At 73.6% G+C, this 16489-nt stretch carries 20 protein-coding genes; 8 read left to right on the top strand and 12 right to left on the bottom strand.

Annotation, left to right across the window (positions count from 1 at the left end; translation table 11 throughout):
• The first annotated feature begins 107 nt into the window (after positions 1-107).
• From J5Y04_RS11390 to J5Y04_RS11370, 5 genes are all read left to right on the top strand, one after another.
• On the top strand, positions 108-1661 hold the full coding sequence (locus J5Y04_RS11390; protein WP_209411882.1) for a TldD/PmbA family protein: 1554 nt from the start codon (positions 108-110) through the stop codon (positions 1659-1661).
• Positions 1661-3058: a metallopeptidase TldD-related protein gene (locus J5Y04_RS11385; RefSeq protein ID WP_209411826.1), complete on the top strand. Its 1398-nt coding sequence runs from the start codon at positions 1661-1663 to the stop codon at positions 3056-3058. The genes J5Y04_RS11390 and J5Y04_RS11385 overlap by 1 nt, the downstream gene beginning before the upstream one ends.
• 29 nt (positions 3059-3087) lie before the next feature.
• Entirely contained in the window at positions 3088-3633 is a 546-nt protein-coding gene (locus J5Y04_RS11380) for an RNA 2'-phosphotransferase (protein WP_209411825.1), read from the top strand.
• A gap of 107 nt (positions 3634-3740) precedes the next feature.
• The gene (locus J5Y04_RS11375) at positions 3741-4124 is read left to right on the top strand and encodes a DUF3099 domain-containing protein (RefSeq protein WP_209411824.1); all 384 of its coding nucleotides are present in this window, start codon (positions 3741-3743) and stop codon (positions 4122-4124) included.
• 287 nt (positions 4125-4411) lie between these two features.
• Entirely contained in the window at positions 4412-4654 is a 243-nt protein-coding gene (locus tag J5Y04_RS11370; protein WP_209411823.1) for a hypothetical protein, read from the top strand.
• Between the two features lie 96 nt (positions 4655-4750).
• On the opposite strand, the gene moaA is transcribed toward J5Y04_RS11370, so the two are convergent.
• The 4 genes from moaA to J5Y04_RS11350 form a co-directional block, all read right to left on the bottom strand.
• Positions 4751-5740, bottom strand: coding sequence for a GTP 3',8-cyclase MoaA (gene moaA, locus J5Y04_RS11365; protein WP_307853059.1), 990 nt, complete (start codon positions 5738-5740; stop codon positions 4751-4753).
• Between the two features lie 96 nt (positions 5741-5836).
• Positions 5837-7447 (bottom strand): cation acetate symporter, encoded by a 1611-nt coding sequence (locus tag J5Y04_RS11360; RefSeq protein WP_209411821.1) that lies wholly within the window; start codon positions 7445-7447, stop codon positions 5837-5839.
• Positions 7444-7800 carry a DUF485 domain-containing protein gene (locus tag J5Y04_RS11355; protein ID WP_307853058.1) on the bottom strand — a complete coding sequence of 119 codons (357 nt, stop codon included), beginning with the start codon at positions 7798-7800 and terminating at the stop codon, positions 7444-7446. Before J5Y04_RS11355 ends, J5Y04_RS11360 begins: the two co-directional genes overlap by 4 nt.
• Positions 7801-8190: 390 nt before the next feature.
• Positions 8191-9234 carry a zinc-dependent alcohol dehydrogenase family protein gene (locus tag J5Y04_RS11350; RefSeq protein ID WP_209411819.1) on the bottom strand — a complete coding sequence of 348 codons (1044 nt, stop codon included), beginning with the start codon at positions 9232-9234 and terminating at the stop codon, positions 8191-8193.
• A gap of 180 nt (positions 9235-9414) precedes the next feature.
• Between J5Y04_RS11350 and J5Y04_RS11345 the strand changes: the two genes are divergently transcribed.
• A complete protein-coding gene (locus tag J5Y04_RS11345; RefSeq protein ID WP_209411818.1) occupies positions 9415-10410 on the top strand; it encodes a DEDDh family exonuclease in 996 nt (331 codons plus the stop codon).
• A gap of 31 nt (positions 10411-10441) precedes the next feature.
• A complete protein-coding gene (locus J5Y04_RS11340) occupies positions 10442-11239 on the top strand; it encodes an SURF1 family protein (RefSeq protein ID WP_209411817.1) in 798 nt (265 codons plus the stop codon).
• Between the two features lie 77 nt (positions 11240-11316).
• Here the strand turns inward: J5Y04_RS11340 and trxA are convergent, their stop codons facing one another.
• The 3 genes from trxA to J5Y04_RS11325 all read right to left on the bottom strand — a co-directional run bounded on the left by trxA (position 11317) and on the right by J5Y04_RS11325 (position 12773).
• The gene (trxA, locus tag J5Y04_RS11335; RefSeq protein WP_245204595.1) at positions 11317-11649 is read right to left on the bottom strand and encodes a thioredoxin; all 333 of its coding nucleotides are present in this window, start codon (positions 11647-11649) and stop codon (positions 11317-11319) included.
• Complete coding sequence (locus tag J5Y04_RS11330) at positions 11650-12075, bottom strand: MerR family transcriptional regulator (RefSeq protein WP_148642410.1); 426 nt, start codon at positions 12073-12075, stop codon at positions 11650-11652.
• 95 nt (positions 12076-12170) lie between these two features.
• Positions 12171-12773, bottom strand: coding sequence for a hypothetical protein (locus tag J5Y04_RS11325; protein ID WP_209411816.1), 603 nt, complete (start codon positions 12771-12773; stop codon positions 12171-12173).
• Between the two features lie 177 nt (positions 12774-12950).
• Here J5Y04_RS11325 and J5Y04_RS11320 point away from each other — a divergent pair, with 177 nt between their 5' ends.
• A complete protein-coding gene (locus tag J5Y04_RS11320; RefSeq protein WP_209411815.1) occupies positions 12951-13721 on the top strand; it encodes an SDR family oxidoreductase in 771 nt (256 codons plus the stop codon).
• Positions 13722-13739: 18 nt separating this feature from the next.
• Here J5Y04_RS11320 and J5Y04_RS11315 read toward each other — a convergent pair whose 3' ends face one another.
• From J5Y04_RS11315 to J5Y04_RS11295, 5 genes are all read right to left on the bottom strand, one after another.
• On the bottom strand, positions 13740-14378 hold the full coding sequence (locus J5Y04_RS11315; protein WP_209411814.1) for an alkaline shock response membrane anchor protein AmaP: 639 nt from the start codon (positions 14376-14378) through the stop codon (positions 13740-13742).
• Positions 14375-15325: a DUF6286 domain-containing protein gene (locus J5Y04_RS11310; RefSeq protein ID WP_209411813.1), complete on the bottom strand. Its 951-nt coding sequence runs from the start codon at positions 15323-15325 to the stop codon at positions 14375-14377. The genes J5Y04_RS11315 and J5Y04_RS11310 overlap by 4 nt, the downstream gene beginning before the upstream one ends.
• Positions 15322-15681: a hypothetical protein gene (locus tag J5Y04_RS11305; RefSeq protein WP_209411812.1), complete on the bottom strand. Its 360-nt coding sequence runs from the start codon at positions 15679-15681 to the stop codon at positions 15322-15324. Before J5Y04_RS11305 ends, J5Y04_RS11310 begins: the two co-directional genes overlap by 4 nt.
• On the bottom strand, positions 15681-15872 hold the full coding sequence (locus J5Y04_RS11300; RefSeq protein ID WP_209411811.1) for a hypothetical protein: 192 nt from the start codon (positions 15870-15872) through the stop codon (positions 15681-15683). Before J5Y04_RS11300 ends, J5Y04_RS11305 begins: the two co-directional genes overlap by 1 nt.
• 72 nt (positions 15873-15944) lie before the next feature.
• Positions 15945-16454, bottom strand: coding sequence for an Asp23/Gls24 family envelope stress response protein (locus J5Y04_RS11295; protein WP_209411810.1), 510 nt, complete (start codon positions 16452-16454; stop codon positions 15945-15947).
• Positions 16455-16489 lie beyond the last annotated feature (35 nt).

Genomic DNA, 16489 nt, shown 5'->3' with positions numbered 1-16489 from the left:
AATGCGCTGGCCGAAACCCTGTCCACGGGCAATGATGCGGTGCGGGTACCCCTGTCCGGGGCCGCCCGCACCGCCGCCCCTCCGACCAGGGAGCCCGATTGCCTCCGATCCCCCCGACCAGCAGTGCCGGCGCCGCGCACGGGCGCGCCGTCGACCCGCTGTTCCTCGCCTACCCGCTGCACGCCCTGGCCGACGCCGCCCTCACCCGGGCGCGTGAACTCGGCGCCGAACACGCCGACTTCCGGCTGGAGCGGGTCCGCAGCGCCTCCTGGCGGCTGCGCGACGCCCGGCCGGCCGGCACCTCCGACAGCGTGCAGCTCGGCTTCGCCGTCCGGGTGCTGCTGGACGGCGCCTGGGGCTTCGCCGCCGGGGTGGACCTCACCACGGCCGCGGCGGCGAAGGTCGCCGAGCAGGCCGTCGCGGTGGCCCGGCTCTCCGGCGGGATCAGCCGGGCGGCCGGGTCGAAGGAGCGGGTCGACCTGGCGGACGAGCCGGTCTACCCGGACGCCACCTGGGTCTCCGCGTACGAGGTGAACCCCTTCGAGGTGCCGGACGCGGAGAAGACGGCGCTGCTCGCCGACTGGAGCTCGCGGCTGCTGGCCGCCGAGGGCGTCTCGCACGTCCAGGCCACGCTGCTGACGGTGCAGGAGAACAAGTTCTACGCCGACACCGCCGGCACCGTGACCACCCAGCAGCGCATCCGGCTGCACCCGACGCTGGAGGCCACCTCGGTGGACGAGCGCACCGGGGCGTTCGACTCGATGCGCACCCTGGCCCCGCCGGTCGGGCGCGGCTTCGAGTACCTCCGGGGCACCGGCTGGGACTGGGACGCCGAGCTGGCCGAGCTGCCCGTCCTGCTGGCCGAGAAGATGAAGGCCCCGAGCGTCGAGGCCGGCCGCTACGACCTGGTGATCGACCCGTCCAACCTCTGGCTGACCATCCACGAGTCGATCGGCCACGCCACCGAGCTGGACCGGGCGCTCGGCTACGAGGCCGCCTACGCCGGCACCTCCTTCGCCACCTTCGACCGGCTGGGTTCGCTGAAGTACGGCTCCGAGCTGATGCACGTCACCGGCGACCGCACCGCCGAGCACGGTCTCTCCACCATCGGCTACGACGACGAGGGCGTCGCCACCCAGTCCTGGGACCTCGTCAAGGACGGCGTCCTGGTCGGCTACCAGCTGGACCGCGGGATGGCGAAGCTGAAGGGCTTCGACCGTTCCAACGGCTGCGCCTTCGCCGACTCCCCCGCACACGTCCCGGTGCAGCGGATGGCCAACGTCTCGCTGCAGCCGGCCGCCGGCGGCCCCGACACCGAGGGCCTGTTCGCGGGCGTGGAGAACGGCCTGTACATCGTCGGCGACCGCTCCTGGTCGATCGACATGCAGCGCTACAACTTCCAGTTCACCGGCCAGCGCGCCTACGCCATCAGGAACGGCGAACTCGCGGGCCAGGTCAAGGACTTCGCCTACCAGGCCACCACCACCGACTTCTGGGGTTCGATGGCGGCCGTCGGCGGCCCGCAGACCTACGTCCTCGACGGAGCCTTCAACTGCGGCAAGGCGCAGCCCGGCCAGGTCGCGGCGGTCAGCCACGGCTGCCCCTCGGCGCTGTTCCGCAACGTCAACGTGCTCAACACCCAGCAGGAGGCGGGTCACTGATGGCCGCGATGCAGCCCCACGAACTCGTCGAGCTGGCGCTCGGCCTCTCCCGCGCCGACGGCTGCGTGGTGATCGCCGACGAGGAGTCGACCGCCAACCTCCGCTGGGCCGGCAACGCGCTCACCACCAACGGCGTCACCCGGGGCCGCCGGCTCACCGTGATCGCCACGGTGGCCGGCGCCGAGGGCACCGCCTCCGGGGTGGTCGCCCGCGAGGCCGTCGTTGCGGACGAGGTGGAGAGCCTGGTCCGGGCCGCCGAGGAGGCCGCCCGGGCGGCCGGGCCGGCCGAGGACGCCCAGCCGCTGGTGGCCGACCGGCCGTCCTCGCCGGACTTCACCCGGCCGCCGGCCGAGACCTCGATCGACGTCTTCGCCGACTTCGCGCCCGCCCTCGGCGAGGCCTTCGCCCGGGCCGGCGCGCAGGGCGAGCTGCTGTACGGCTTCGCCCGGCACGAGCTCGTCTCCAGCTACCTGGGCACCTCCACCGGCCTGCGGCTGCGCCACGACCAGCCGACCGGCACGGTCGAGCTGAACGCCAAGACCGCCGACCTCTCGGGCTCGGCCTGGGCCGGCGCCGCCACCCGGGACTTCACCGACGTGGACGTCACCGACCTGCACGCCCAGCTGACCAGGCGGCTGGCCTGGGGCGCGCGCAAGGTCGACCTGCCGGCCGGCCGGTACGAGACGCTGCTGCCGCCCTCGGCGGTGGCCGACCTCATGGTCTACCTGAGCTGGTCCTCCGGCGGCCGGGACGCCTTCGAGGGGCGGACGGTGTTCTCCAAGCCCGGCGGCGGCACGCGGATCGGCGACAAGCTGGCCAAGCTGCCGCTGACGCTGCGCTCCGACCCGGCGGAGCCGGGCCTGGAGTCGGCGCCGTTCGTGCTGGCGCACTCCACCGGCGGGGACTCCTCGGTCTTCGACAACGGCGTGCCGCTGACCGCCACCGACTGGGTCCGGGACGGCGAGCTGGCCGAGCTGATCACCACCCGGCACTCGGCCGGCCTCACCGGCCTGCCGCTGAAGCCGGCGATCGACAACCTCGTCCTGGAGACGGCCGACCAGGAGGCCGCACCGACCCTGGACGAGATGATCGCCCGCACCGAGCGCGGCCTGCTGCTCACCTGCCTCTGGTACATCCGCGAGGTGGACCCGGCGACGCTGCTGCTCACCGGCCTCACCCGGGACGGCGTCTACCTGGTGGAGAACGGCGAGGTCGTCGGCGCGGTGAACAACTTCCGGTTCAACGAGTCGCCGGTCGAGCTGCTCGGCCGGATCACCGAGGTGGGCCGCACCGAACGCTGCCTGCCGCGCGAGTGGAGCGACTGGTTCACCCGGGCGGCGATGCCGCCGGTGCGGATCGCGGACTTCAACATGAGTTCGGTCAGCCAGGCCTCGTAGCCCGGCTGCCGGGGAAGGAACGAAACGGAGTGGACGAGAAGGTCACGGTCAGGACCAGCAAGATGCTGGCGCGCATCCTGCGGCACGAGCCCGAGCGGATCGGGGTCACCCTGGACGCGGCCGGCTGGGTCCGGGTGGACGTCCTACTGGCCGCGCTGGCGGCCAAGGGAAAGCGGCTGTCCAGGGCCGAGCTGGACCACGTGGTGGCGACCAACAACAAGCGCCGGTTCGCCTACTCCGACGACGGGCTCTCGATCCGGGCCAGCCAGGGGCACACGGTGGCGGTCGACCTCGGTCTGGCCGCCGCCGAGCCCCCGGCGGTGCTGTTCCACGGCACCGCCTCCCGGAACCTGCCGTCGATATTCCGTGAGGGCCTGCGGGCGATGGCCCGGCAGGACGTCCACCTCTCGGCCGACACCGACACGGCGACCCGGGTCGGCGCCCGGCACGGCCGCCCGGTGGTGCTGTCGGTCGACGCCGCGGCGATGGCGGCGGCCGGCCACGAGTTCCGGATCAGCGCCAACGGCGTCTGGCTGACCGACGCGGTGCCGCCGGAGTACCTCTCTCAGCCCTGACGGGCGCGTGTCCCCCGGACCCGGTCTCGTCGCCGGCCCCCTCGCGGCGTACCGTGAGGAGGCCGCGCGGCGAGACGCGCGGTCGCGTGGACGAGGGCGGTAAGGACATGGGCAAGAGCGCCGGCGGTGGAGAGGTCCACCGGATCACGGGGGCGCGCAGCAGCCTCACCGAGGACGTCCGCGGGCGGCAGCGCCGCTACGTGGCCTCGATGCTGCTGCGCACGGCCTGCGTGCTGCTGGGGGTGATCCTCTGGGACGTCCAGCGGTGGCTGGCGCTCGTGGCGCTGGTGGGCGCCGTGCTGCTGCCGTACTTCGCGGTGCTGATAGCCAATGCGGGCAGGGAGCGGGCGCCGGGTCTGCCGAGCACCTTCGACGTGCCGCCGGACGTGCCGCTGATGCTCGGCCCCGGTGGTTCCGGTGGGGCTGGTGCGTCGCAAGGTACGGATGTGGCAAAGGGTGTACCCACCAATTCTCCACAGAATCCGAGCTGACTGTCCGTTTTATGAGGGTTTTCACCAACCCCTCGGGTAGAAAGCTCAAAAGAAGCTCAGATTAATCATGCAAGACCTCCCCATCCGGGTGTCCTGCCGTGACATACTGCGTACGCGCTCCGCATCCCCCGTCGGAGCGACGGACCGACGCCGGGCGGCTCCCCCCGTGGCTGCCCGGCGTCGCCATGCCCTCCCCCGGACGGCAGGAGGCCCGCCTCCGGGCACGTGAGCGGTCGCGTGAAAGACTGGCGGTGCAGACCCACCCGCCAGCACCCGAGGACGACCTGATGGATTCGCCGGACTCCCCGCAGACGCAGACGCAGACCCCGGTCTGCTCCGCCAAGGGCTGCCGGGCGGACGCCCGCTGGGTCCTGGTCTGGAACAACCCCAAGCTGCACGCCCCGGACCGCCGCAAGACCTGGGCGGCCTGCGAGGAGCACCGCGAGCACCTGTCGCAGTTCCTCGGTGTGCGCGGCTTCCTCAAGGAGGTCGTCGCCTTCGCCGACTGGACCCCCGAGGACGGCGCCTAGCTCCCCCGGGGGCCACCCCGGTCCGGCAGGCCGCCACCTCTGTCCGGTACGCCGCTCGGCCGTCGCCGGGCCGTCGCTCAGCTGCCGGGCCGTCGCTCAGCCGCCGATGGCCGACATCGGGCGGTCGGGCTGGAGGAACTCCGGGGCGTCGATCCCGGCCCCCGCCTTCTTGCCCCACATCGCCGCACGCCACAGCTCGCCGATCTCGGCGTCGGTGCCGCCCGAGCGCAGCGCCGTCCGGAGGTCGGTCTCCCCCGTCGCGAAGAGGCAGTTGCGCACCTGCCCGTCGGCGGTCAGCCTGGTCCGGTCGCAGGCCCGGCAGAACGGCCGGGTGACGGAGGCGATCACGCCCACCCGGCCCGGGCCGCCGTCGACCAGCCAGCGTTCGGCCGGCGCCGCGCCGCGGCGGGCGGAGGGCTCGGGGGTGAGCGTGAAACGGCCGGCGAGCCGGTCCAGGATCTCCTCGGCGGTGACCATCGCGGAGCGGTCCCAGCCGTGCTGGGCGTCCAGCGGCATCTGCTCGATGAACCGCAGCTCGTAGCCGCGCTCCAGGCACCAGGCGAGCAGTCCGGGCGCCTCGTGGTCGTTGACCCCGCGCATCAGCACGGCGTTGAGCTTGACCGGCGTCAGCCCGGCGGCCTCGGCGGCGGCCAGCCCGTCCAGGACGTCCTGGTGGCGGTGGCGGCGGGTGAGCGTGTGGAAGGTGTCCGGGTCGAGGGTGTCGAGCGAGACGTTGACCCGGTCCAGGCCGGCGGCCTTCAGTGCCGCGGCCGTCCGGGCGAGGCCGATCCCGTTGGTGGTGAGGGAGAGCTCGGGGCGCGGTTCGAGCGCCGCGCAGGCGTCCACTATGCCGACCAGTCCGGGCCGCAGCAGCGGCTCGCCGCCGGTGAACCGGACCTCCCGTACCCCGAGGTCACGGACGGCGACCGTCACCAGCCGGACGATCTCCTCGTCGGTGAGCAGGTCCGGCTTGGCCAGCCACTGCAGGCCTTCCTCCGGCATGCAGTAGGTGCAGCGCAGGTTGCACCTGTCCGTGAGGGAGACCCGCAGGTCGACGGCCTGCCGGCCGAACGTGTCGAGGAGCACGGCGGTCCTTCCCGGATTGTGCGGCCGGCCCCGGGAACGCGGCCGGCCCGGCCGCCGCAACCGGCGGGCCGGGCCAGCTTAGTCACCGCCCCCGTGTCAGTGGGCGCCCAGTCCGGTCAGCGAGCGGACCTCAAGTTCAGCGTACTTCGCCGGGTCGGCCTTCTCCCCGGAGAGCAGGGTCCCGATCCAGCCCGCCAGGAATCCGACCGGGATGGAGACCAGGCCGGGGTTCTCCAGCGGGAACCAGTGGAAGTCGGAGTGCGGGAAGAGCGAGTTCTTGCCGCCGGAGACGACCGGCGAGAACAGCACCAGCGTCACCGAGGTGATCAGGCCGGCGTAGACCGAGCTGACCGCACCCGTCGTGTTGAACCGCTTCCAGAACAGCGAGTACAGCAGCGTCGGCAGGTTGGCCGAGGCGGCGACGGCGAAGGCCAGCGCGACCAGGGCGGCGGTGTTGAGCTTCCCCGCGAAGAGACTGAGCACGATGGCGACCGCGCCGATCGCGACGGCGGCCCACTTCGCCGAGAGCACCTCCTCCCGCTCGGTGGCCTTGCCACGCCGGATCACGTTGGCGTACAGGTCATGGGCGAAGGATGCCGAGGAAGCGAGGGTGAGGCCGGCCACCACGGCCAGGATGGTGGCGAAGGCGACCGCGGAGATCACCGCCAGCAGGATCGCGCCGCCGGTGGTGCCCGCGCCGCCGCCGAGCTCCTCGGCCAGCTGCGGGGCCGCGGTGTTGCCGGCCGCGTTCGCCGCCTTGATCGCCTTGGGCCCGACCAGCGCCGCCGCGCCGAAGCCGAGCGCGAGGGTCATCAGGTAGAAGCCGCCGATGATGCCGATCGCCCAGAGCACGGACTTCCGGGCCGCCCTGGCGGTGGGCACGGTGTAGAAGCGGACCAGGATGTGCGGGAGCCCGGCGGTGCCGAGGACGAGAGCGATCCCGAGGCTGATGAAGTCGAGTTTGCTGGTGCCGTTCGCGCCGTACTTGAGCCCCGGCTCCAGGAACGCCGCCCCCTTGCCGCTGGCGCTGGCGGCGGCGCCGAGCAGCTCGGAGGGGTTGAAGTGGTACTTGGCCAGCACCAGGACGGTCATCAGCGCGGTGCCGGCGATCAGCAGCACGGCCTTGATGATCTGCACCCAGGTGGTGCCCTTCATCCCGCCGATCACCACGTAGACCACCATCAGCGCGCCGACCGCCACGATGGTCGCCTGCTTGGCCCGGTCCCCGCTGACGCCGAGCAGCAGGGCCACCAGCGTCCCGGCACCGACCATCTGGGCGAGCAGGTAGAAGATCGACACCACGATGGTGGAGATGCCGGCGGCGGTGCGCACCGGGCGCTGGCGCATCCGGAACGCGAGCACGTCCGCCATGGTGTAGCGGCCGGAGTTGCGCAGCGGTTCGGCGACCAGCAGAAGCGCGACCAGCCAGGCGACCAGGAAGCCGATCGAGTAGAGGAAGCCGTCGTAGCCGGAGAGCGCGATGGCGCCGGCGATGCCGAGGAAGGAGGCGGCGGACATGTAGTCGCCGGAGATGGCCAGACCGTTCTGGAAGCCGGTGAAGCTGCGGCCGCCGGCGTAGAAGTCCGCGGCGTCCTTGGTCTGCCGCCCCGCCCAGACGGTGATGGCCAGGGTTGCCAGCACGAAGAACCCGAACAGGGTCAGCGTGAGCGGGCGGTGCTCGGTGGCAGTACTGGCGAGCGTCATCATTCGGCGGCCTCCCGGGGGGCGTGGACCACGGCGCCGCGTGCCTCGCGGATCGCGGCGGCGGCCGGGTCGAGCCGCCGGTCCGCGTAGCGCGCGTACCAGGCCGCGATGGCGAAGGTGGTGACGAACTGCAGGAGCCCGAGGACCAGGGCGACGTTGACGTGCCCGGCCACCTTGGTGCCCATCAGGCCGGGCGCGTAGCAGGAGAGCAGGACGTAGAGCAGGTACCAGAGGACGAAGCCGATGGTGACGGGGAACGCGTAGCTCCGGAACGAGCTCCGCAGTGTTCGGAACTCCTCGCTGTCTTCGATGAGTTCGACTTCCGTAGGGGCAGTGGTGATCGGCGGCGAATCCACTCTGTCTCTCCTCACTCCTTCGGCGTACGGTCGCACAAGGGGAACGATCGAACGTGAGGGGCGTCACAATCCGGGTGCGCGCCGCGCAATGCTAGGAGCGTCGTGCCCGCCCCGAAAGGGGTTGACCGCGATCAGCCAGCCGTTCACCCCCTCGAACTATCCAATTGGCTGAAATCAGACCATCCCCCCGGGCCCCGAGGCGTACGAGCGACCCCCATCCGTACGGCCGGCGCGCGGTGGTCGCGTCCGGCAGCTCAAGTGATCCTCGCGATCCGGACGTTCACAAGGGCACACCCGATCGCCGTCCGACTGGTCGTCATGTCGATCGCACGACGCCGGCCTGTGCCCCCCGGGGGGGCACAGGCCGGCGTCGTGCGATCGGCGGACCGGTCAGAAGGCGATCCGCACCTTCAGGGCGGAGCGGTCGTCCATCGCGCGGTAGCCGTCTGGGACTTCGTCCAGGCCGATGGTGCGGTCGAAGACCAGGCCGGGCTCGATGGCGCCGGAGAGGACGTCCGGCAGGAGCTCGGGGATGTAGGCGCGGGCCGGGGCGACACCGCCGTTGAGCGAAACGTTCCGGCCGAACATCTGACCGATGTCGACGCCCGCGCTGCCACCGTGCGGCACCCCGACGTAGCCGACCGCGCCGCCGTCGCGGGCGATCGAGACGGCCGTACGCATCGACTCCTCGGTGCCGACCGCCTCCAGCACGGCGTGCGCGCCCTGGCCGCCGGTCAGCTCCTTGACCGCCTCGACCGCGGCCTCGCCGCGCTCGGCGACCACGTCCGTCGCCCCGAACCGCCGGGCCAGGTCCGTACGGGCGGTGTGCCGGCCGAGCGCGATGATCCGGCCCGCGCCGAGCCGGTGCGCCGCCAGCACGCCGCACAGGCCCACCGCACCGTCGCCGACCACTGCCACGGTCGCGCCCGGCCGCACGCCCGCCGAGACGGCGGCGTGGTGCCCGGTGGCCATCACGTCGGAGAGGGCGAGCAGGCTGGGCAGCAGCTTCTCGTCGCCCGCCGCGTCCTTGGGCAGGGCCACCAGCGTGCCGTCGGCGAACGGGACGCGCACCGCCTCGCCCTGGCCGCCGTCCGAGCCGACCTGGCCCCAGAAGCCGCCGTGCGGGCAGGAGGTCTGCAGGCCCTCGCGGCAGAAGTCACAGTTGCCGTCCGACCAGACGAACGGGGCCACCACCAGGTCGCCCCGCTTGAATCCGGTCACCTCGGAACCGGTCTCCTCGACCACGCCGAGGAACTCGTGCCCGATCCGCTGCCCGGCCACCCGGGCGGCGACGCCCCGGTACGCCCAGAGGTCGCTGCCGCAGATGCAGGCGTTGACCACACGGACCACGGCGTCGGTCGGGTGCTGGATCACCGGGTCCGGTACGGACTCGATCCGGATGTCGTGGGGGCCGTGGATCACGGTGGCGCGCATGGGGGTTCGTCCTTCGGAAAATCGGCCGCGCGGGGGGTGTTGAGCGGCCCGGGAATATTCGACTGGGTGTACGACGAATACGCTGCCCACTCTATTCCGGCCCGCCGGACCGCTCACTCCGAGCGGCCTTCACCACATTTCGACCGGCCCCCGCCGCCGCGGCCCTTATTCTGTTTGACCATGCATGCGATCCAGCCCGAGACGTCCGGCGAGCCGTGGACCCTCCCCGTCCCCGCCCAGCGCTCCGCCGCCCCCGCCGAGGGCTTCGCGGTGGTGGACGTCGAGACCACCGGCCTCGGCCGCTCGGACCGCGTCATCTCGGCGGGCGTCTACCAGCTGGACACCGAGGGCGAGGTGACCGACCACTGGTACACGCTCGTCAACCCCGAGCGCGACCCCGGCCCGGTCTGGATCCACGGCCTCACCGACGAACTGCTGGCAGGTGCGCCGACCTTCCCCGAGATCGCCGACGAGTTCGCCGAGCGGCTGCGCGGCCGGGTCCTGGTCGCCCACAACGCGCTCTTCGACTGGAACATGATCTCCCGCGAGTTCTCCCGGGCCGGCCGGAACGCCCCGGTCGACCAGCGGCTCTGCACCATGGTGCTCTCCCGCGACCTGCGCCTGCCGCTGCCCAACGGCAAGCTGTCCTCGCTCGCCGCGTACTTCGGCGTCCAGCAGCGCCAGGCGCACAACGCCCTCGACGACGCCCGGGTGCTGGCCGAGGCGTTCCGCCCCAGCCTGCACCTGGCCCGCAGCGGGGGCGTCCCGCTGCCGCTGCAGAACTGCGTCGCCGTCACCGACCTCGGCGACGACGAGCCCGTCTCCGCCGCCCGCAGCTCGTGGACGGGCTCGTCCTACCGGCAGGCGAAGAAGCGCCCGCCGTGCCCGTACCCGAACCCCGGGCGCTGGGAGGACGGCAAGCCGCTGGTGCAGGGCATGCGGGTGGCGTTCACCGGCGACACCGCGACCGACCGCGAGCTGCTGGAGGACCGCGCCGTCGAGGCCGGCCTGCACATCGCCACCTCCGTGAGCCGGCTCACCAGCCTGCTGGTCACCAACGAGCCCGGCAGCTGGAGCGGCAAGGCCCGCAAGGCCCGCGAGGTCGGCACCCCGGTGGTCGGCGAGGACGCCTTCCTCCAACTGCTGCGCGAGGTCGCCCCGCACCCCGGTGCGTGATCCGGTTGTGAGGTGGGCGTACCGTGCCCGTGTGTACCGTTTTCTCCTCTCCCGGCGCTGGCTGATCACCCTGCTGATCGCCGTGCTGCTGATCCCCGCCACCATCCGGCTGGGGTTCTGGCAGCTGCACCGCCACGAGGCGCGGGTGGACCGCAACCAGCTGATCGCCCGGGCCCTCACCGACCCGTCCGTGCCGTACGACAGCCTGTCGGCCACGCCCGGATTCGCCGTCCCCAAGGACCTGACCTGGCGCGCCGTGACGGCCGCCGGGCAGTACGACCCGGCGCACGAGTTCGTGGTCCGCAAGCGGACCGACTCCAGCGGCGACAAGATCGGCTACTTCGTCGTCACCCCGCTGGTGCTCGCCGACGGCAAGGGCACCGTCCTGGTCAACCGCGGCTGGGTGCCGTCCGGCGAGTCCGCCGCCGCCTACCCGCCGGTCCCGGCCGCACCGTCCGGCGAGGTCACCCTGACCGGCCGGCTGCGCCCCGACGAGGCCGCCACCGGCAGCATCAAGGACCGGGCCGGCCTGCCGGACCGGCAGTACACCCTGATCAGCACCGTGCAGCAGGCCAAGGAGACCGGCGCCACCCTGCTCGGCGGCTACCTGGAGCTCACCGCCACGGCCCCGGCCCCGGCCGACCAGCCCGAGCTGCTGCCCGAGCCCAACCACTCGGACATCGGTCCGCACATGGCGTACGCGATCCAGTGGTGGCTGTTCACCGCGATGATCCCGGTCGGGGTCTGGGTGATGGTCCGCCGGGAGGCCAAGGACCGCCGCAAGGAGGCCGCCGAGGCCGAGGTGGCGCTGGAGGCCGTACCGGCGTAGCCGCCGGCCGCTGGACGCGCGCCGCGGTACGCCCGCCGCGGTACGCCCACGGCGGTGCGCCCGCCGTCGCAGGCGCGTTACAGCACGTCCTCCAGCTCGCGCAGCAGCCGGGCCTTGGCGCGGGCTCCGACCACGGCCTTCACCGGCTCGCCGCCCCGGAACACCATCAGCGTCGGCATCGACAGCACGCCGTACGCGGCCTGCGTCTGCGGGTTCCGGTCCACGTCCAGGCTGACCACCGTCAGCCGGTGGGCCTCCTCCCGCGCGATGTCCGCCAGCACCGGCACCATCTGGCGGCACGGCGGGCACCAGTCCGCCGTGAAGTCCACCAGCACCGGCCCCTGCGCCGCCAGCACCTCCGCCGCGAACGTCTCGTCCGTGACCGCCGGCACACCCGTGATCCGCACCATCTACCGCTCCTCCCGCTCGATCGCCAACTCGCACTGCGGCACCTGTCCGGCGGCCTCCGCCGCCAGTTCGTCCCGGGCCTGCTCGGCCCGGGCGAACTGCTCGGCCACCTGCGTACGGACCTCCTGCAACCGGCCGATGCACGCGTCCAGCTCGGCCAGCTTGCGCCGGTAGACCTCCAGCGAGGCCGGGCAGGAGTCCCCTTCCGGGTGGCCCGCCTGGAGGCACTCCACGAACGGACGGGTCTCCTCCAGCCCGAACCCGAAGTCCTGGAGGGTGCGGATCTGCCGGAGCAGCCGCAGGTCGTCCTCGCCGTACGCGCGGTAGCCGTTGCCGGCCCGCCGGGCGGGCAGCAGCCCGAGCTGCTCGTAGTACCGCAGCGCCCGGGTGGTCGTCCCCGCCCGCTGCGCCAGCTCGCCGATCCGCATCACCGCACCCGCCCTTCCGGCCGCGCTCCGAAGGCCGCCGGGAACGACGGTAGACCTTGACGCCGACGTCAAGGCCAGCCGGACCGCCCGGGCTTCTAGTGCCGGGTGTTGTAGAAGCCGATCAGCACCGCACCCCACCAGCCGGCCTGCGAGACCAGGGCCGAAGCGGCGCCCCTGGTCAGCAGCGGGGCGGGCGGGCGGCGGTCGCCGTAGGCGGTCAGCCGACGGTGCAGCGTGCTCGCGTACACCCCGTTGAGCGCGATCAGCAGGACGAGCCCCAGCTTCACCTGGGTCAGTCCGGAGGAGAGGTCCGGCTCCAGCATCACTCCGCTGAGCACCAGCCCGGCCAGCCCGCCCCAGACCGGGACGTGCAGCGGCGTGGTGAAGTCCACCACCTGGCGCAGCGTGCGGCGGCCGAGCAGCCAGAGCAGCCCGTAGTAGTCGATGGCCAGCACCGCGCCCAGGCCCACCACCAGTGCCACCAGGTGCAGGAAAAGTGCGACCGTGTGCAGCGCCGGGTCGGCGTGCAGGTGCCCGGCGGTCCAGGCGCTGGCGGCCCAGAGCAGGCAGACGGCCGCGGCCGCGGCGCCAACCCGAAGTCTGCGCTGGACGTCGTCCGGGACGGCCCCGGCTCCCCCGTGGGCCGGGACGGCCGCGGCTCCCCCCTGGGCCCGGACGGTGGGGTGACGCTTGGACATGACGGTGCTCCGCGATCGGGGGAGGTACAGGGCGGACAAGCAAGGGTAGGTTTCCCTAACTTCGTTTCGCCGTCAACTTTCGGCCACCCGGGACACCGATCCGGCCATGAGGCGACCGCCGCCGCCACTCCGGCCCCGGCCGGTGCCCCGGCTCCCCCCACCCGGCAGGATGGGGCCATGGATCTTGGACTGAAGGACAAGGTGTACGTGGTCACCGGCGCCACCCGGGGCCTCGGCTTCGCGGCCGCCCGGGAGCTGGCCGCCGACGGGGCCCGGGTGCTGGTCAGCGGCCGCAGCGAGGCGTCCGTGGGCGCCGCCGTCACCGAACTCGACGCCCTCGGCGGCCCCGGCGCCGCGCACGGCCTGGTGGCCGACAACTCCGACCCCGGGGCCGCCGACCGCCTGCTCACGGCGGCCGTCGAGCGCTTCGGCCGGCTGGACGGCGTGCTGATCAGCGTCGGCGGCCCGCAGGCCGGCCCGGTGACGACCGTCCCCGAGGAGGCCTGGCGCGACGCCTTCGAGTCGGTCTTCCTGGGCGCCCTGCGCATCGCCCGCGCCGCGGCCGCCGCGCTCGGCGAGGGCGGCGTGATCGGCTTCGTGCTCTCCGGCTCGGTCCGCCAGCCGATCCCCGGCCTCGGCGTCTCGAACGGCCTGCGGCCCGGCCTCGCGATGGCCGCCAAGTCGCTCGCCGACGAGCTGGGGCCGCGCGGCATCCGGGTGGTCGGGCTGCTCCCGGCCCGGATCGACACCGACCGGGTGCGCGAACTGGACGCCCTCGGCGGCGACGCCGATGCGGCCCGCGCCCAGCACAGCGCCGCCATCCCGCTCGGCCGCTACGGCACCCCGGAGGAGTTCGGCAAGGTCGCCGCCTTCCTGCTCTCCCCCGCCGCCTCCTACCTGACCGGTGTGATGGTGCCGGTCGACGGCGGCGCCCTGCGCACCCTCTGACCGACCGGCCCCGCCGGGCTACCGCACCCGCGGGTGCTTGCGCCGGCCACCGCGCCCCGGGGCGGCCGGCTTCGCCGCCACCACCCGTACGCGCAGGTCGGCGGGCAGCTCGGCGAGGCCGAGGCTGGTCCGGGCGTCGGTGCGCGGGCCGGTCTCGAAGTGCTCGACCAGCGCCGCCGGATCGCCCCCGGGCGTCAGCCGCACGGCGGCGCGCAACCGCGGGTGCCGCGGGCCCCGGACCAGGTGGACGTCGGCCCGGTCGACCTCCGGGAGCGCGACCGCGCCGGTCTCCAGCACCTCCTCCAGCGCCCGGCTGCGCAGCCGCAGCCGCAGCCCGGACGCACCGGGTGTGGGCACGCCGACGGTCGCCGGGCCGCTGCGCCGCAACTGCGCGAAGAGCCACCAGGCCGCTCCGGCCACCACGACGACCAGCCCCCCGATCACGGCGGGCCACCACCAGCTCTGGTCGGACCAGTGGGTCCGCGACCCGACGCTGACCACCGGCTGGTCCGGCGAGGTGAGCGGCCACCAGCCCGGCGGGTCCACGCCCAGCCGCCCGTAAAGGTCGAGGCCGCCCGCCAGGACCAGCACCCCGACGACGAACAGCCCCAGCCCGGCCACCCCGAGCAGCACACGGTTGACCGTGGTCCGGCTCATCCCGCCCCTCCCGCCCCGGACGCTCCGGCGTCCCGCGTGCCGTTCTGCGTGCCGTCCTGCCCGCCGTTCTGCGTGCCGTCCGCCGCGCCGTCCTGTGCGCCGTCCTCCGCGCCCGCTGCCGTACCCGCCTGCGCTCCCGTTCCCGTGCCGGACCCCGTGCCGGACCCCGCACCGACCGCCGACCCCGTCCCCGCAGCGGACCCCACGCCCGCCGGCCCACCCGTCCCCCCGTCCGCCGCCGCTCCCGTTCCCGCACCCGCCTCTGCACCGGCCCCGACCGCGGTGTCGGCCACCGCACCCGTATCCGCATCCACATCCGCGTCCGAACCGCCACGACGCGCGCGGCCGCGCCGGGTCTGAACGTCGAGCCGGAGCGGCCGGGCCAGGGTGACCCGTGCCAGCTCCTCCCGCAGCTGCCGCTGCAGGCTGGCCGGGTCGGCCGGCCCCCGGAGGAGGACCTTCACCCGGCGGCGGTTGATCCGCAGGGTGAGGTGCTCGACGCCCGGCAGCCCGGCAGCCCGGTCGAGCAGCAGGGTGCCCACACCGGCCCGGTCGATGGCGGCCGCGGTGTCGCCGTGCGGGCGCAGCGACAGCCAGCGGCGCAGCCCGGGGGCGAACGCGAGCCAGAGCAGCCAGGCCCCGAGCAGGGCGGCGACCCCGGCACCGAGCAGGACCCAGGGGTCGTCCAGGTGACGGGTGGCCAGTTCGTCGGCGATCTCGGCGCGCCAGCGGCGGGCGGAGTGGCCGGTGCGCACGGCGATCACGTCGTAGAGCAGGGCCACGCCGACCACCAGCACCACGGTGGCGACCCCCACCGCGGCGAACGTGCGCGGGGCCCGCAGCCGGGGCACGTTCACCGCCCCGGGCTGGGGCGGTTCGGCCGTCGGCTCCACCGGCGGTGCTTCCGGCGGGGCTTCCGGCGGGGCTTCCGGCGGCCGCTCGGTCATCCCGCTCCCCTCGGCACCAGCTTCTCGACGACCACCACCACCTCGCTGACGCGCGTCCCGGTCAGCCCGCGGACCTCGGCGGTGATGCGGTCGCGGACGGCGCGGGCGAGCGCGGCGAAGTCGGCGGGGAAGGGCAGGTCGACGGCGACGTGGACGAGGACGGTGGAGCCGGGCGTGGAGACGGACACCTTCGGCGGACCTCCCCGCTCGGCCCGGCCGCGCCAGGCGTCGGCGAGTGCGTCGCGGGCGGCCCGGGCGGCGATCCGGGCGTAGACCCGGTCGGCGATCCGCAACCGGCCGCGGGCACCGGGCTCGCGCCGGCGGACGCCGGAGGGGGACGGGGTGAGGGCCGCCATCAGCGGTGCCGGTCGCGGCCGCGCAGCAGGTCGCCGAGTTCGCCGAGTTCGATGTCGCCCTCCAGCAGCCTTCCGGCCACGAAGCCGACCACGCCCAGCGCGGCCACCAGCAGGAACGCCGCGAACCCGCCGAAATAGCCGGCGAAGCCGAGGGCCATACCCACCACCATGCCGATGAGGGCCAGGTTCATCCGCTCCACCTCGTCTTCCGCTGCTTCCCCGCCGCGCGGGCTGCCCCGACCCCGTCACCTCGACGCGGGCCGCTACCTCAGCTTCGGCCGCTGGCCGGAGGAGGGGGTCTCCTCTTCCTCCTCCTCGACGTCAGGCTCGTCGGGGAGGTGGACGTCGTTGACCGCGATGTTGACCTCGACCACTTCCAGGCCGGTCATCCGCTCGACGGCGTCGATGATGTTCTCCCGCACCTGGCGGGCCAGCTCGGGGATGACCACGCCGTACTCGACGACCAGGGCGATGTCGATGGCGGTCTGCTTCTCCCCGACCTCGGCCTTGATGCCGCGCCCGATGCTGGACTTGCCGCCGGGCACCCGGTCGCGCATCGCCCCGAAGGTCCGGGAGAGGCCCGAGCCGAGGGCGTGGATGCCAGAGACCTCACGGGCGGCCATGCCGGCGATCTTCTCGACCACGCCGACGGCCAGCGCGGTGCGGCCGCGCTCACCGAGTGGCTTGCTGCTGTCGCTGCTGGAGGGCGTGGCGGCAGCAGGGGCGGTCGAGGGGTTCTTGTGCAGGGTGGCGGGCGTCGGAGTGTCAGGCATGGGCGCTTCTCCCGTCGTACGGCTCCAGCTATATC

Source organism: Kitasatospora sp. RG8, assembly GCF_017813315.1.
Lineage (GTDB): Bacteria > Actinomycetota > Actinomycetes > Streptomycetales > Streptomycetaceae > Kitasatospora.
This window is presented reverse-complemented; position numbering and strand designations above follow the sequence as displayed.

Coding starts and splice junctions, on each gene's coding strand:
- J5Y04_RS11360 (WP_209411821.1), bottom strand. CDS start 7,447: ATGATGACGCTCGCCAGTACTGCCACCGAGCACCGCCCGCTCACGCTG.
- J5Y04_RS11310 (WP_209411813.1), bottom strand. CDS start 15,325: ATGACCGAGCGGCCGCCGGAAGCCCCGCCGGAAGCCCCGCCGGAAGCA.
- J5Y04_RS11330 (WP_148642410.1), bottom strand. CDS start 12,075: ATGCGGATCGGCGAGCTGGCGCAGCGGGCGGGGACGACCACCCGGGCG.
- J5Y04_RS11320 (WP_209411815.1), top strand. CDS start 12,951: ATGGATCTTGGACTGAAGGACAAGGTGTACGTGGTCACCGGCGCCACC.
- J5Y04_RS11385 (WP_209411826.1), top strand. CDS start 1,661: ATGGCCGCGATGCAGCCCCACGAACTCGTCGAGCTGGCGCTCGGCCTC.
- J5Y04_RS11315 (WP_209411814.1), bottom strand. CDS start 14,378: ATGAGCCGGACCACGGTCAACCGTGTGCTGCTCGGGGTGGCCGGGCTG.
- J5Y04_RS11350 (WP_209411819.1), bottom strand. CDS start 9,234: ATGCGCGCCACCGTGATCCACGGCCCCCACGACATCCGGATCGAGTCC.
- J5Y04_RS11305 (WP_209411812.1), bottom strand. CDS start 15,681: ATGGCGGCCCTCACCCCGTCCCCCTCCGGCGTCCGCCGGCGCGAGCCC.
- trxA (WP_245204595.1), bottom strand. CDS start 11,649: ATGGTGCGGATCACGGGTGTGCCGGCGGTCACGGACGAGACGTTCGCG.
- J5Y04_RS11370 (WP_209411823.1), top strand. CDS start 4,412: ATGGATTCGCCGGACTCCCCGCAGACGCAGACGCAGACCCCGGTCTGC.
- J5Y04_RS11325 (WP_209411816.1), bottom strand. CDS start 12,773: ATGTCCAAGCGTCACCCCACCGTCCGGGCCCAGGGGGGAGCCGCGGCC.
- J5Y04_RS11300 (WP_209411811.1), bottom strand. CDS start 15,872: ATGAACCTGGCCCTCATCGGCATGGTGGTGGGTATGGCCCTCGGCTTC.
- J5Y04_RS11345 (WP_209411818.1), top strand. CDS start 9,415: ATGCATGCGATCCAGCCCGAGACGTCCGGCGAGCCGTGGACCCTCCCC.
- J5Y04_RS11375 (WP_209411824.1), top strand. CDS start 3,741: ATGGGCAAGAGCGCCGGCGGTGGAGAGGTCCACCGGATCACGGGGGCG.
- J5Y04_RS11295 (WP_209411810.1), bottom strand. CDS start 16,454: ATGCCTGACACTCCGACGCCCGCCACCCTGCACAAGAACCCCTCGACC.